This is a genomic window from Kitasatospora sp. NPDC028055 (assembly GCF_040637885.1).
Taxonomy (GTDB): Bacteria; Actinomycetota; Actinomycetes; order Streptomycetales; family Streptomycetaceae; genus Kitasatospora.
In genome coordinates, this window is the sequence record NZ_JBEZXE010000065.1 from 1 (window position 1) to 14,153 (window position 14,153).

A 14,153-nucleotide genomic window follows, 5' to 3' on the forward strand; every position below is an offset into this window, starting at 1 on the left:
CCGGTGGAGCGGATGATGCGGGACGCGAAGATCACCCAGATCTACGAGGGCACCAACCAGGTCCAGCGGATCGTGATGGCCCGCAACCTGCCGTAGCCGTCCGGTACTTCGCAACGGCCCCCGACCGCCGCCGTGCGGTCGGGGGCCGTTCGTCGTCCGGCTGTTCGTCCGGCCCTGGTCCGGCTGTTGGTCCGGCTGTTGGTCCGGCGTCCGGCTCTCCTGGACGAACGGGTCGCCGAATGTCATAAATGATCGTCAACTCGTTTGCCGAGCACGATCATTGCTGGAGGCCACGGATCATGAGCAGCACCCCCGAGCAGCGCGCCGACGCCAAGGTCTGGCTGATCACCGGCGCCAACTCCGGCTTCGGCCAGGCGATCGCCGAGGCCGCGCTGGCGGCCGGCGACACCGTCGTCGCGGCGGCGCGCCGCCCCGAGACGCTGGCCGAACTGGCCGCCACCCACCCGGGCCGGCTGGTCCCGGTGCAGCTGGACGTCACCGACCAGGAGCGGATCCCCGCCGTGGTCGCCGAGACCGTGCAGCGGCACGGGCGGATCGACGTGCTGGTCAACAACGCCGGGCGCGGCCTGATCGGCGCCGTCGAGGAGACCACCGACGCGGAGCTGCGCGACCTCATGGAGCTGCACTTCTTCGGCCCGGCCGCGCTCACCCGGGCCGTGCTGCCGCACATGCGGGCCCGGGGCACCGGCGCCGTGGTGCAGATGAGCAGCATGGGCGGCCGCTTCTCCTTCCCCGGCGTCGGCGCCTACTCGGCCACCAAGTTCGCCCTGGAGGGGCTGTCCGAGGCGCTGGCCCAGGAGGTGGCCGGCTTCGGGATCAAGGTGCTGGTCGTCGAACCGGGCGCGTTCCGGACCGGCTTCGCGGGCGGTGGCGCGCTGGCCCACTCCGCCCCGATCGAGGCCTACGAGCCGCTGGTCGGCCCGGTCCGTACCGGCCTGCCCGACTCCGACGGCAAGCAGCCGGGCGACCCGGCGAAGGCCGCCGCGGCGATCCTGACCGCACTGGCCGCCGAGCGGACCCCGCTGCGGCTGGCGCTCGGCACCGACGCGGTGGACGCCGTCCTCGGCCACCTGGACGGTGCCCGCCAGGAGGCCGAGGCCTGGGCGGCGGTCGGCCGCGGCACCGACTTCCCGGCCGGGGCCTGATCCCCGCCCGGGCCGCCCGCCGGGTCTGAATCCCCGCCCCGGCGGCCCACCGGGTCTGAATCCCTGCCCCGGCGGCCGCCGGGGAAATTCGGGCGACGGCGGGCAGCCCGGCTGCCTAGGCTGCCCGCCATGTCCGACAAGATCAGCCTCGCCCGGCTCACCCCCGAGAACATCGACGCCGCCCTCGCCCTGCGGGTCCGCCCCGACCAGGAGGGCCTGGTCGCCCCGGTGGCGAAGTCGCTGGCCGAGGCGTACGTGTACGGGGACGCGGCCTGGCCCCGGCTGATCGTGGACGGCGGCCGGCCGGTCGGCTTCGTGATGGCCTTCTTCGACCTCCGCTTCCACCCCGAGCGGCCCGACGACCGCCTCCGTTCCGGCCTGTGGCGCCTGCTGGTCGACGCCGGGCAGCAGGGCGGCGGCTACGGCCGGTTCGCGGTCGAGCAGGTCTGCGCGGAGATCCGCCGCCGTGGCGGCACCCGGGCGACGGTCACCTACCACCCGGGCCCGGACGGCCCCGCCGGGTTCTACGCCCGGCTGGGCTTCCGCCCGACCGGCGAGCTGAGCGGCGGCCAGGCCGTGGCGGAGCTCGAGCTGTAGCCGCGTCGCCCGAGCCCCCTTCGTCCGAGCCCCCTCGCCCGAGCGTGCTCACCCGAGCCCCGTCGCCCGGGACCCCTTCGCCCGAGCCCCGTCGCCCGAGCGCCCTCGCCCGGGCCGGGCCGGCTCAGTCGAGCAGTGCGGCCGCCTGCTCCCGGGCCTGCCGCAGCCACTCGGCGCGCTCGGCGGCGGGGGCGCCGGTGACGGTGCGGAACACCGTCCGCCGTACGTCGGTGACGCCGACGTACGGCAGCACGCAGGCCGCCCAGATCCGCTCCAGCGGGTCGCCGAACTCCTCGCGCTCCCGGGCCTCGGGGGTGTCCGAGGTGTTCAGCACCAGGGCCCGCCCGGCGCGCAGCAGTCCGGCGGGTTCGCCGTCGGCGGTGCCGAGCTTGTACGCGACGCCGGGGACCAGCACCCGTTGCACCCAGCCCGCCAGGACCGCGGGCGGCATGCCCCACCAGTTGGGGTGGATCAGCACCAGGGCGTCCAGGGTGGCCACCTCGGCGCGGTGCGCGGCGAGTTGCGGGTCGGTGGCGGCCCCGGCGTCGTCGACCGTGCCGGTCTCCCCGGCGGTGAGCAGCGGCGCGAACCCGTCGGCGTACAGGTCGTGCGCCCGGACCTCGCAGCCGCGCCCGCGCAGTTCGTCCACAACGGCCTGGTACAGCGCGTGGTTGAAGCTGCCCGGCCGCGGATGCGCCAGGTAGACCCCGATCCGTGTCATGTTCCGCCCCCCTCAGGCTGGTTGGAGGCCGATGCTACTGGTCGGCCGTTCCGGTGGCGGCCTGCGGCCCGCGAGGCGCCCGTCGACCCCGGCACTGTGTGCACACGCACGCAACCTCGGTACGATGAACGGCATGGACCGCGCCGATCTCTCCCTGGGCCCCCTGTCGGAGCAGGACCACGCCTTCTACGGCCTGGTCTGGGCCGGCACCACGCTGGCCGCCCAGGTGGACCGGGAGCTCGCCCGGGTGCACGGGCTGCCGCTGTCCTGGTTCGAGGTGATGCTCTGGCTGGCGGGGCAGCGGGAGCCGGTGGCGGCCTCCGACCTCGGCGCCAAGACCATGCTGAGCCGCAGCCAGGTCTCCCGGGTGGTGGACGCCCTGGCCGGGCGCGGGCTGGTGGCCCGTACGCCCTCGGCCTCGGACGCGCGCTCGGTGCGGATCGAGCTGACCGAGCAGGGCCGTGCGCTCTTCGCCGAGGCGGACGCCACCCGGCGGGCCGTCCTGGCCCCGGTGTTCACCGACCGGCTGGACGCGGAGGACATCGCCGCCCTGGAGACGGTGTGGCGCAAGCTCAAGGCCTGAGCCCGCCGAGGGGGAGGGGGAGGGGCGGGCGGCTACCCGACGCCGGCCGGGCGAGCCGGACGGCCGGATAACACGCCGCCGTGACCTCGCGCCCTACGGGGGTGGCGCGCGACGCGCGGCCGCTCGTGCCATGATCCCTGCATGGGTTCCAACGTTTTCTTCGACATCACCATCAACGACGAGCCGGCGGGCCGCATCGTCTTCAAGCTGTTCGACGACGTCGTCCCGCAGACCGCCCGCAACTTCCGCGAGCTGGCCACCGGCCAGAACGGCTTCGGCTACGAGGGCTCCGGCTTCCACCGTGTGATCCCCGCCTTCATGCTGCAGGGCGGTGACTTCACCAACCACAACGGCACCGGTGGCAAGAGCATCTACGGCGAGAAGTTCGCGGACGAGAACTTCCAGCTCAAGCACGACCGCCCGGGCCTGCTCTCGATGGCCAACGCCGGCCGGAACACCAACGGCTCGCAGTTCTTCATCACCACCATCGTCACCGACTGGCTGGACGGCAAGCACGTCGTCTTCGGCGAGGTCGTCGAGGGCATGGACGTCGTGAAGAAGATCGAGAGCCTCGGCTCGTCGAGTGGCCGCACCTCGGCCACCATCAAGATCGCCAAGTCCGGCGTGGTCGAGTCCGTCTGACCGCAGCCCTCCTGGGCCCTGACGCACACCACCGCCCCGGAGCGGGGAGTCGGATCTGCCGATCTCCCGCTCCGGGGCGGTGGTGTCTCCCGGAGGAGCGTCCCCGGTGGTGCCTCCCGGTGGTGTCTCCTGGAGGTGCGTCCCAGGCCGAAGGGTCGATGCCACCGGCCCACCGGCCCGGGCCCGGCTGGACCGGGTGGAGAATGGCCGGGTGGATCATGAAAACGCGTACGAGGAACTGCCCCCGGCCGTACGGGCGGCCTACCTGGAGCGGATCGGGGTGCCGGACCCCGGGGCGCCCTCGGCGGCGGGCCTGGCGCGTTTGCAGGAGGCCCATCTGCGGGCCGTCCCGTTCGAGAACCTGAGCGTCCACCTCGGCGAGCCGATCGTGCTGGACCCGGCGGCGCTGGTGGCGAAGGTGGTGGACCGTCGGCGCGGCGGTTTCTGCTACGAACTCAACGGCGCCTTCGCCGAGTTGCTGCGCTCGCTGGGGTACCGGGTGAGCCTGCTGGCCGCCCGGGTCTTCGGCGGGGAGCAGCCCGGGCCGCCGTTCGACCACCTGGCGCTGCGGGTCGACCTGGACGAGCCCTGGCTGGCCGATGTGGGGTTCGGCCGGTTCACCCGGCTCCCGGTGCGCCTGGACGGGCGCGCTGAGCAGTCCGACCCGCACGGCACGGCGCTGCTGCGGCCGTACGGCGACGACGGCGACCTGGACGTCCTGCTGGACGGGGTGCCGCAGTACCGGATCGACCGACGCCCGTACCCGCTGGCCGACTTCGTGCCGACCTGCTGGTGGCACGCCACCTCGCCGAAGTCCCCGTTCGCCCGGGGGACCACCTGCTCGATGCTCGCCGCGGACGGCGGCCGGACCACCCTCAACGGCACCCGGCTGGTCCGCACCGCCCCCGACGGCACCCGCACCGAGGAGGAACTCACCGACGCCGCCGCGCTGTCCGCGTACCGCGAGCACTTCGGCATCGTGCTCGACCGGCTGCCGGTGGCCGCCTCCGCCGGAGCGAGCGGCAGCCCGACGGGCCCCGCCTGACGGCCGCCGGGGCCTGTCCGACGGACGGCCCCGGGCGGCTACTTGAACTCGGGCACCGCGGTGTCGTTCTTGAAGGCCTCGAAGACCTGCTTGGACTTGGCCGCGTCCCACTGCACCGCCGACTCGCCGGTCCTGGTGTGGAAGTCGGCGTTGCCGATCGGGACGGTCATGCTCCTGCCGCCGCCGCCGTTGACGTCCTTCATGGCGAGGAAGAGCGAGCCCAGGTCGGTCAGTCCGCAGTCGTCGTCGACGATCAGGGTGCCGAGCGCCGAGTCGACCAGCGGGTAGAAGGTGAACGGGTTGAGCACGGTGCCCGGGGAGGCGGCCTGGTGGGCGAGGGCGCCGAGGAACTTCTGCTGGTTGCGCATCCGGCCGAGGTCCTGGTCGGCCATCTGGTGGCGCTGGCGGACGAAGGCCAGGGCCTGGGTGCCGTTGAGGGTCTGGTCGCCGGCCTTGAGGTCGAGGCCGGAGTCCTTGTCCTTGATGTCCTGGTCGATGTGCAGCTGGACGCCGCCGACGGAGTCGACGATGCCCGCGAACCCGGCGAAGCCGATCTCGGCGTAGTGGTCGATGCGGATGCCGGTGTTCAGTTCGACGGTCTGCACCAGGAGCCGGCCGTTGCCGGTGGCGAAGGCCGAGTTGATCTTCGAGGTGGTGGCCTTGACGGTCTTCCCGGCGCTCGTCCTGAACTCGGGGATCGGCACCCAGGAGTCGCGCGGGATGCTCATCAGCGTGTTCCCGTGGTCCCCGACGTGCAGGATCATCATCGAGTCGCTGCGCTTGCCCTCGACGTCGTGGCCGGTGTGCATGGTGTCCATCTGGGACTCGCTGAGGCCCTCGCGACTGTCGGAGCCGACGATCAGCCAGTTGGTGCCCTTGCCGGCGGCCGGGCGGCCCGGGTAGTCGGCCAGCACGTTCTCGTGGTTGAGCTTGGAGTCCGCCCAGAACCAGGTGGAGACGCCGGTCACCATGACGGCGATCAGCAGGCCGAAGACCGTCCACTTGACGATCCGCCGCCGCGGCCAGCGCCGGGCCTGCGTACCGCCCGGCCGCGCACCGGCGGGGCCGCCGGGACCACCGGGACCACCGGGGCCGCCGGGCCGACCCGGTCCGCTGGGGCCCGGCCGTCCGGGGCCGCCGGGGGTGCCCTGCGGTGGGACGCCGCCGAGGCGGTGCGGCGGTTCCGGCTGCCGGGGGGCGGGCGCGCCGGCCCCGCGCGGGTTGAGGGAGGCCGGCAGCGGTGGCTCGGACGCTGCGCCGCCGCCGTTGCCTCCATAGGGGTTGCCTCCGCCGCCCGGGCGGCCCTCCTGCCACGTGTTCATGCCGTCGAGGATGCCCGACCCCGGTCCGGCTGACTCCCCCCGGGGGTCCCGGCCGGGCCTCTTGTAGCAGTTTTGATGCACGTACCGGATCGTTCCGGCGTGAAACGCGCCCGTCACCGTCGTTCCGGCTGCCGAAACGATTCTTGACCGGTTCGAACGCACCGTGTTTGCATTTCGACATGGATCAGAGTTGGGCACTCACGCGTCGGCGCCACGTCGACCTCCAGCGTGTGTCCGGTTCGCTCTGTCGTCGTTGAAGCGCGCCCGTCGAGACCACCGACCCGCTTCCAGCCAGAGGTGAACCCATGGCCACCGTCCTGTCCGTTTCCGGCTCCCCGTCCGCCACCTCCCGTACCACCCGGCTGCTGCGCCACGTCGACGCGCGCCTGGTGGACCGCGGCCACCACGTCATCCCCTTCGAGGCCCGCAGCCTGCCCGCGCAGGCCCTGCTGTCCGGCGACTTCGACCACCCCGGGATCGTCGCCGTCACCGAGCTGTTCGCCCGCGCCGACGGCGTCGTCATCGGCACCCCCGTCTACAAGGCCGCCTACTCGGGCCTGCTCAAGGCCCTGCTCGACGTGCTCCCGCAGTACGCGCTGGCCGGAAAGGCCGTCCTGCCGCTGGCCACCGGCGGCTCGCCCGCGCACGTCCTCGCCGTCGACTACGCGCTGCGCCCGGTGCTCAGCTCGATGGGCGCCGGCCACATCACCCAGGGCTGGTTCGTGCTCGACCGCCACATCACCGCCGGGGAGGACGGCCGGACCCTCGTCGAGTGCGAGACCGACGCCCAACTCGTCCCCGTCGTGGAGGGGTTCGCCGACGCCCTGGAACGGCTGGCCGCACCGGTGCTGACCGGCTGACCCGCCGTCGGCCCGACCCCGTACGGGGCGCCCCCGAGAAGGCTCGCGGCACCCCCTAGGGGAAAGGGGTGCCGCACCCGTAGAACCTTGGTTGCAGCGCTTCATTCCGACGGAGGACGAGCCGTCCGGGACCGGCTCCTAACGTGGTTCCTACATCCCCGCCCCACACAAGGCGGCCCGATCCGATCGGGTCCGCCGGCCGACCGCGTCGGGAGGGTGGGGGTCGACGGGTGGGCCACTTCTTAGGAGACTCCAGTGACGACGGCAGCAGCCGTGTACGACCCCCAGCTTCCCGGCGGAGCGTCCGCCGTCGCCGCCTCGGCCCGCCAGGTGACCAAGGCCTACGGTTCGGGCGAGACCAAGGTGACCGCGCTCGACGCGGTCGACGTGGACATCCAGCGCGGCCGTTTCACCGCGATCATGGGCCCCTCCGGCTCCGGCAAGTCGACCCTCATGCACTGCCTGGCCGGGCTGGACACGGTCACCAGCGGTCAGATCCGGATCGGCGACACCGAGATCACCGGCCTCAAGGACAAGCAGCTGACCCGCCTGCGCCGGGACAAGATCGGCTTCATCTTCCAGGCGTTCAACCTGCTGCCGACCCTGAACGCGCTGGAGAACATCACGCTGCCGATGGACATCGCCGGCCGCAGACCCGACCAGGCCTGGCTGGACCAGGTGGTGGAGACCGTCGGCCTGGCCGGCCGGCTCAAGCACCGCCCCACCCAGCTCTCCGGCGGCCAGCAGCAGCGCGTCGCGGTGGCCCGCGCCCTGGCCGCCCGCCCCGAGATCATCTTCGGTGACGAGCCCACCGGGAACCTGGACTCCCGGGCCGGCGCCGAGGTGCTGACCTTCCTGCGCCGCTCGGTGGACGAACTGGGCCAGACCATGGTCATGGTCACCCACGACCCGGTCGCCGCCGGCTACGCGGACCGCGTGCTCTTCCTCGCCGACGGCGTGATCGTCGACGAGATGCACGCGCCGACCGCCGACTCCGTCCTCGAACGCATGCGCCGTTTCGACGGCAAGCGCACCAGCTGAGCGGCGGGACGACGAAACCATGCTGCTCAAGACCTCACTGCGGAGCTTCTTCGCCCACAAGGGCCGGATGGCGCTCTCGCTGATCGCCGTCGTGCTGTCGGTCGCCTTCGTCTCCGGCACCCTGGTGTTCTCCAACACCGCCACCAGCACCTTCTCCAAGCTGTTCGCCGCGACCGCCTCGGACGTCTCGGTCCAGCCGCCCAAGCCGGCCGAGGACGAGGACCCGCAGCCGGGGAACAAGCCCGCCACCGTCCCGGCCGCGCTCGCCCAGCAGGTCGCCGCGCTGCCCGGCGTGAAGACCGCCGTCGGCCAGGTCATGGTCGGCAACGCGATCCTGGTCAACCCGGCCACCGACAAGCTGGTCGGCCCGACCAGCGGTGCACCCACCCTGGTCGGCAACTGGACCGACACCCCGCGCAACGCGGTGAAGCTCACCTCCGGGCACGTCCCGCAGGGCTCCGGCGAACTGGTGCTGGACGCGGACACCGCCAAGAAGGCCGAGCTGGCCGTCGGCGACCGGATCCGGGTCGACAACGCGGGCGGCCGGCACCCGTTCACGATCGTCGGCATCGCCACCTTCACCACCACCAACCCCGGTGCGGCGCTGGCCTTCCTGGACACCCCGACCGCCCAGCAGGTGCTGCTCGGCGAGCCGGCCTACACCTCCGTCGAGGCCTACGGCGACGGCAGCCGCACCGACGACCAGCTCAAGGCCGACGCCCTCGCCAAGGTCGGCGGCGGCTACCAGGTCAAGACCGCGGCCGAGCAGAAGGACGAGAACACCAAGGCCATCGGCAGCGGCCTCGACTTCATGAAGTACGCGATGCTCGGCTTCGCCGGGATCTCGCTGATCGTCGGCGGCTTCCTGATCATCAACACCTTCTCGATGCTGGTCGCCCAGCGCACCCGTGAGATCGGCCTGCTGCGCGCCATCGGCGGCAGCCGCGCCCAGGTGAACGGCTCGGTGCTGGTCGAGGCGCTGATCCTGGGCGTGCTCGGCTCGACCCTCGGGGTGGCGGTCGGCCTCGGCGTCGCCGTCGGCCTGATCAAGCTGATGAACGCGATCGGCATGGACCTCAAGGCCAGCGACCTGGTGATCGGGCCCGACGTCTTCGTGGCCGGCTACGCGGTCGGCATCCTGATCACCGTCGTCGCCGCCTGGATCCCGGCCCGCCGGGCCAGCCGGATCGCCCCGATGGCCGCCCTGCGCGACCACGGCACCCCGGCCGAGGCCCGCTCCAACGTCGTCCGGACGATCCTCGGCGTGCTGCTCACCGGCGGCGGTGCCGGCCTGCTGGTGCTCGCCGGCCAGGCGGACAAGGCGGGCACCGGCGGGCAGCTCCTGGGCCTGGGCCTGCTGCTCACCCTGATCGGCTTCGTGGTGCTCGGCCCGCTGCTGGCCACCGTCGTCATCAAGGTGCTCGGCGCCCTGCTCCCGGCCCTGTTCGGGCCCTCCGGCAAGCTCGCCCAGCGCAACGCGATGCGCAACCCGCGCCGGACCGGTGCCACCGCCGCCGCGCTGATGATCGGTCTGGCGCTGGTGATCGGCTCCTCGGTGTTCAGCTCCTCGGCCGTCACCTCGGCGAGCGAGCAGATCGACCGCTCGGTGGGCGTGGACTACATCATCTCCGGCGGCCCGACAGGCGTCACCGGGGAGATGATCGACGCGGTGAAGCGGACCCCGGGCATCGACCACGTCACCACCCAGGTCGGGTTCGACAACGGGCGGATCCGGCTGGCCGACGGACAGAAGGCGCGGACCAGGCTGACCGCGGTGCCGGCCGGCTTCTTCGGCACCGACTTCCACGCCACGGCCGTCGCCGGCTCGGTGGACTCGATCGGGACCGGCTCGCTGGGGATCGGCGAGACCTTCGCCAAGGACCACAACCTGAGGCTCGGCGACCAGGTCACCGTCGACTACGGCAGCGGCCGCACCCAGCAGCTCCCGGTCGGCGTGGTCTTCAAGAAGGGCGAGCTGTTCGGGGACGGCTCCTTCGTCGGCCTCGACACCGCGACCAAGGTGGTCCCGGCCGCCGACCAGACGGTCGGAACCTTCTTCGCCAAGGCCACCCCGGGCACCGACGTCGCCAAGACGCTCACCGCCCTGGAGGACGCGCTGCGGCAGTACCCGCAGCTGACCGTCAAGGACCAGGCCGGCTACAAGGAGCTGGTGCAGTCCCAGGTCAACACCCTGCTCTACCTGATCTACGGCCTCGTCGGCCTGTCGATCACCGTCGCGGTGCTCGGTGTGGTCAACACCCTGGCCCTCTCGGTGGTGGAGCGGACCCGGGAGATCGGCCTGCTGCGGGCGATCGGGCTCTCCCGTCGCCAGCTGCGCCGGATGATCCGGCTGGAGTCCGTGGTGATCGCCCTGTTCGGCGCCGTGCTCGGCACCGGGCTGGGCCTGGCCTGGGGCGTCACCGCCCAGCGGGTGCTGCGGGACCAGGGCCTCGGGACGCTCTCCGTCCCGACCACCACGGTCGTCGTGACGCTGGTCTCCTCGGTGGTGATCGGTCTGGTCGCCGCCCTCGTACCGGCCTTCCGGGCCGGACGGATGAACGTCCTCGCGGCCATCGCGACGGACTGACCCGGCGACGGGGGACGTCGGGTCACCCCACGGGGGAACGGGGGGAAACGGGGGGAACGGGGGCGGGGGCCGGGTGCGCACGAGCACCCGGCCCCCGCGCCGTGCGTGCCGTCCGCCGTTCACCGGGCCCGCCGAACCCACCCCGAATCTGCACGCTTCCCCCGCCGATTCGGGCCCGGGCGCCCGGGGCGGTACGGTGATCCCGATCACGGCACCGGCGCCGCCCTCCAGGGGTGCTCGGAGCCACCGGACCGGGACAAGACGGATATGCGTCGACACCGGTACGGTTGGCCCCGATGAACACCAAGGCTGCTGAGGAGCTGCCGGCTGTTTCCGTGATCATGCCGGTGCTCAACGAGGAACGACACCTGCGCACGGCGGTCCGGCGCATCCTGGACCAGGACTACCCCGGACCGATGGAAGTGGTGATCGCCCTCGGCCCCTCCACCGACCGCACCGCCGAGATCGCGGCCGAGCTGGTGGCCGAGGATCCGCGGGTGCGCACGGTGGAGAACCCCACCGGCCGCACTCCCGCGGGGCTGAACGCCGCGATCCGGGGCTCGCAGAACCCGATAGTCGTACGGGTGGACGGCCACGGGCTGCTCACGCCCGGCTACATCGCCACCGCGGTCCGGCTGCTCGGCGAGATGGACGCCGCCAACGTCGGCGGCATCATGCACGCCGAGGGCGAGACCGAGTGGGAGAACGCGGTCGCGGCCGCGATGACCTCCAAGATCGGTGTCGGCAACGCGGCCTTCCACACCGGCGGCCTGGCCGGCCCGGCGGACACCGTCTACCTCGGGGTGTTCCGGCGCGAGGTGCTGGAGCGGCTCGGCGGCTACAACGAGGAGTTCATCCGCGCCCAGGACTGGGAGCTGAACTACCGGATCCGCCAGGACGGCGGGCTGGTCTGGTTCACCCCGCAGTTGAAGGTGACGTACCGGCCGCGGCCGTCCGTCAAGGCGCTGGCCAAGCAGTACAAGGACTACGGCCGGTGGCGCCGGGTGGTCACCCGCTACCACCGGGGCTCGGTCAACCTGCGCTACCTGGCCCCGCCGAGCGCGCTGCTCGCGGTGGTGCTCGGCCTGGTGCTGGGCGTCGCCGTCCACCCGGCCTTCCTCGCGGTGCCCGGCGTCTACCTGCTGGGCATCCTCGGCGGTGCCGCCGTCGAGGGCCGCGGCCTGTCGTTCCGGGCCAAGGCGCTGCTGCCGGTGGCGCTCGCGACCATGCACCTGAGCTGGGGCTTCGGCTTCATCACCTCGCCCCGCTCGCTGGCCCGCCGGGTGATAAGGAGCGTCGGCCCGTCCTCGAAGGACGTGCTCTCCCGGGCGAGTTGACGGCCGGACCGGCTACCGTCGGTCCGCATGGGGACAGTTGAGGACGGTGCGGCCGCGGCCCGGATCGAGCCGGGCGCGGACGTCGACGAACGGGCCGTGCTCGGCGCCGGGACGCGGGTCTGGCACCTCGCCCAGGTCCGCGAGGACGCGGTGGTCGGCAGCGACTGCGTGATCGGCCGCGGCGCCTACCTCGGGCCGGGCGTGCGGATCGGGGACCGGGTCAAGGTCCAGAACCACGCGCTGGTGTACGAGCCGGCGGTGGTCGAGGACGGGGTGTTCATCGGCCCGGCCGCCGTGCTGACCAATGACCGCCATCCGCGCGCGGTCACCCCCGACGGCCGGCTCAAGGGCCGACCGGACTGGCACGCGGAGCCGGTGACGCTCCGCCAGGGCTGCTCGATCGGCGGCCGCGCGGTGCTGGTCGCCGGGGTGACGGTCGGCCGCTGGGCGCTGGTCGCGGCCGGCGCCGTGGTGCACCGGGACGTCCCGGACTTCGCCCTGGTGGCCGGGGTGCCCGCCCGCCGGATCGGCTGGGTCGGCCGGGCCGGCGAACCGCTCGGCCCGTCCGGCCAGGGGCTCTGGACCTGCCCGCGCACCGGCGAGCGCTACCGCGAGACGGACGGAACCCTCGCCCCGGTGTAACTACTTGGCGCACACGTCGACGTCGTCCGCCTGCACTCGCTGGAGGTCCTTCGGGGCCTCGGTCGGCTGCTGCGCGGGGGCCGTCAGGACGTCCTTGCCGAGGACCACCAGCAGCGGGTCCTTCGGGCCCGCCTTCGGGTTGGGCTTCACAGCGTCGGCGGGCAGTCCGAGGGCGGCGGCCAGCGCCGCGGCCTCGGCCTCCTGGCCGGCCGGGTGGGACACCGTGGTGGTCGCGGCCGGGGGCGCGTCGGAGCCGACCGCGGCCTTGGCGAAGCCCTTGCCCTTGAGCTTCTCCACCGTCGGCCCGGACTGTCCGCGCGTCCCGCTGCCGTTGCGCACCGTCACCTGGACGCCCTTGGGGTCCACCGCCGGGGCGGTGGTGCTCGGCGCGGCCGAGGCCTCCGGGGGCGCGGCAGGCGCGGCCGGAGCGGCGGAAGCGGCGGAAGCGGCGGAAGCGGCCGTCTCGGTCAGCGAGCGGTCGCCCGCGATCATCGAGAACACCTGTCCGGCGTCCGGCTGGCGCAGGATCAGCCGGTCCTTGTCGCTGGGGTCGTCCAGCACCGGGACGGTGGTGAAGGTGATGTTCTTGGTGTCCACCTTGCTGATGTCCTGGGCCAGGTTCTTGAGCTTGTCGACGCTGCCGATGCCGGAGTCCACGGTGAGCGCCTTGGTGGCGGCGTCCGCGAGCTGGTAGAGCTTGCTCGGGCTGGTCAGGGTGTCGTCGCTCTTGATCTTGCGGATCATCGAGCTGATGAACTGCTGCTGGAGCGGGATCCGGGTGAGGTCACCGCCGAAGCCGACCGCGTGCCGGGTGCGGACGAAGGCCAGCGCCTCCTCGCCCTGGACGACGTGGCGGCCCTTGGCCATCCTGAGGTGCGAGTCCTTGTCGTCGATGTCCTTGGCCGCGCAGACCTCGACCCCGCCGACGGCGGTGGAGAGCGTCTTCACCGCCTCGAAGTCGACCTGCACGAAGTGGTCGACCCGGATGCCGGTCAGCTTCTCCACCGTCTTCCAGGTGCAGCCCGCGTCGCGCCCGCCCTGGCCGAGGCTGTTGTTGAACATGTCCCGCGCCGTGCCCGGGATCTTCCTGCCCTTGTCGTTCTGGCACTCCGGTATCGGCACCATCAGGTCGCGCGGGATGCTGACCACGGTCGCGTTGGAGCGGTCCTTGGCGACGTGGAACAGCAGGGTGGTGTCGGCGTGCCCGGTGCTGCCCTCGTCGCCGTACTCGCGGCCGAGGCCCTGCCGGCTGTCGGTGCCGATCACCAGGATGTTCAGCGCGTCCCCGGCGGCCTTGGGCCGCTCCTCCTCGCTGCCCAGCTGGACCTTGACCGAGGTCAGGTTGCTGTTGAAGTGCTGGTACAGGTAGTAGGCCCCGCCGCAGCCGGCGACCATCACCAGGGCGCCCGTCCCCGCCGTCCACTTGAGCACCCGGCGGCGGCGCTGCCGCTTGGCGGCCGCGGCCCGGCGCTTGGCCTCCCGTCGACTCTCCCCGCTGAACCGACCGGTGTTCGTTTCGTCCTGCTGCACGGGGATTCCCTACGTCCGGCCGGTCACGGAGGCCGACCCGTCGGGCGACGGGTCGATCCGGACACACTAGACGAGCCGAA

At 72.7% G+C, this 14,153-nt stretch carries 15 protein-coding genes; 12 read left to right on the top strand and 3 right to left on the bottom strand.

Going from position 1 to position 14,153, the window contains the following annotated elements:
* From AB0F71_RS36265 to AB0F71_RS36275, 3 genes are all read left to right on the top strand, one after another.
* Nucleotides 1–96, top strand: a 96-nt coding sequence (locus tag AB0F71_RS36265) for an acyl-CoA dehydrogenase family protein (RefSeq protein WP_157849844.1), incomplete at its 5' end; no start/stop codon positions are given.
* A gap of 203 nt (nucleotides 97–299) precedes the next feature.
* Nucleotides 300–1,166, top strand: coding sequence for an oxidoreductase (locus tag AB0F71_RS36270; RefSeq protein ID WP_360244274.1), 867 nt, complete (start codon nucleotides 300–302; stop codon nucleotides 1,164–1,166).
* Between the two features lie 129 nt (nucleotides 1,167–1,295).
* The gene (locus AB0F71_RS36275; RefSeq protein WP_360244277.1) at nucleotides 1,296–1,763 is read left to right on the top strand and encodes a GNAT family N-acetyltransferase; all 468 of its coding nucleotides are present in this window, start codon (nucleotides 1,296–1,298) and stop codon (nucleotides 1,761–1,763) included.
* A gap of 124 nt (nucleotides 1,764–1,887) precedes the next feature.
* Here the strand turns inward: AB0F71_RS36275 and AB0F71_RS36280 are convergent, their stop codons facing one another.
* Complete coding sequence (locus AB0F71_RS36280; RefSeq protein ID WP_360244280.1) at nucleotides 1,888–2,484, bottom strand: NAD(P)H-dependent oxidoreductase; 597 nt, start codon at nucleotides 2,482–2,484, stop codon at nucleotides 1,888–1,890.
* A gap of 133 nt (nucleotides 2,485–2,617) precedes the next feature.
* Here AB0F71_RS36280 and AB0F71_RS36285 point away from each other — a divergent pair, with 133 nt between their 5' ends.
* From AB0F71_RS36285 to AB0F71_RS36295, 3 genes are all read left to right on the top strand, one after another.
* Nucleotides 2,618–3,067, top strand: coding sequence for a MarR family transcriptional regulator (locus AB0F71_RS36285; protein ID WP_360244283.1), 450 nt, complete (start codon nucleotides 2,618–2,620; stop codon nucleotides 3,065–3,067).
* Nucleotides 3,068–3,208: 141 nt separating this feature from the next.
* Nucleotides 3,209–3,709, top strand: a complete 501-nt coding sequence (locus AB0F71_RS36290) for a peptidylprolyl isomerase (protein WP_360244286.1) — start codon at nucleotides 3,209–3,211, stop codon at nucleotides 3,707–3,709.
* A 211-nt stretch (nucleotides 3,710–3,920) separates the two neighbouring features.
* Nucleotides 3,921–4,754 (top strand): arylamine N-acetyltransferase, encoded by an 834-nt coding sequence (locus AB0F71_RS36295; protein WP_360244289.1) that lies wholly within the window; start codon nucleotides 3,921–3,923, stop codon nucleotides 4,752–4,754.
* Nucleotides 4,755–4,792: 38 nt separating this feature from the next.
* Here AB0F71_RS36295 and AB0F71_RS36300 read toward each other — a convergent pair whose 3' ends face one another.
* Nucleotides 4,793–6,076, bottom strand: a complete 1,284-nt coding sequence (locus AB0F71_RS36300; RefSeq protein WP_360244292.1) for an LCP family protein — start codon at nucleotides 6,074–6,076, stop codon at nucleotides 4,793–4,795.
* A gap of 179 nt (nucleotides 6,077–6,255) precedes the next feature.
* On the opposite strand from AB0F71_RS36300, the gene AB0F71_RS36305 reads away from it, so the two are divergent.
* The 6 genes from AB0F71_RS36305 (at nucleotide 6,256) to AB0F71_RS36330 (ending at nucleotide 12,543) form a co-directional block, all read left to right on the top strand.
* Entirely contained in the window at nucleotides 6,256–6,333 is a 78-nt protein-coding gene (locus tag AB0F71_RS36305) for a putative leader peptide (protein ID WP_350509645.1), read from the top strand.
* Between the two features lie 48 nt (nucleotides 6,334–6,381).
* Entirely contained in the window at nucleotides 6,382–6,936 is a 555-nt protein-coding gene (gene ssuE / locus AB0F71_RS36310) for an NADPH-dependent FMN reductase (protein ID WP_360244294.1), read from the top strand.
* Between the two features lie 255 nt (nucleotides 6,937–7,191).
* The gene (locus tag AB0F71_RS36315; RefSeq protein ID WP_360244297.1) at nucleotides 7,192–7,977 is read left to right on the top strand and encodes an ABC transporter ATP-binding protein; all 786 of its coding nucleotides are present in this window, start codon (nucleotides 7,192–7,194) and stop codon (nucleotides 7,975–7,977) included.
* Nucleotides 7,978–7,996: 19 nt separating this feature from the next.
* Complete coding sequence (locus tag AB0F71_RS36320; protein WP_360244300.1) at nucleotides 7,997–10,564, top strand: FtsX-like permease family protein; 2,568 nt, start codon at nucleotides 7,997–7,999, stop codon at nucleotides 10,562–10,564.
* Between the two features lie 296 nt (nucleotides 10,565–10,860).
* Nucleotides 10,861–11,901 (top strand): glycosyltransferase family 2 protein, encoded by a 1,041-nt coding sequence (locus AB0F71_RS36325; RefSeq protein ID WP_360244303.1) that lies wholly within the window; start codon nucleotides 10,861–10,863, stop codon nucleotides 11,899–11,901.
* A 27-nt stretch (nucleotides 11,902–11,928) separates the two neighbouring features.
* Entirely contained in the window at nucleotides 11,929–12,543 is a 615-nt protein-coding gene (locus AB0F71_RS36330; protein WP_360244306.1) for an acyltransferase, read from the top strand.
* On the opposite strand, the gene AB0F71_RS36335 is transcribed toward AB0F71_RS36330, so the two are convergent.
* Complete coding sequence (locus AB0F71_RS36335; protein ID WP_360244309.1) at nucleotides 12,544–14,073, bottom strand: LCP family protein; 1,530 nt, start codon at nucleotides 14,071–14,073, stop codon at nucleotides 12,544–12,546.
* Nucleotides 14,074–14,153 lie beyond the last annotated feature (80 nt).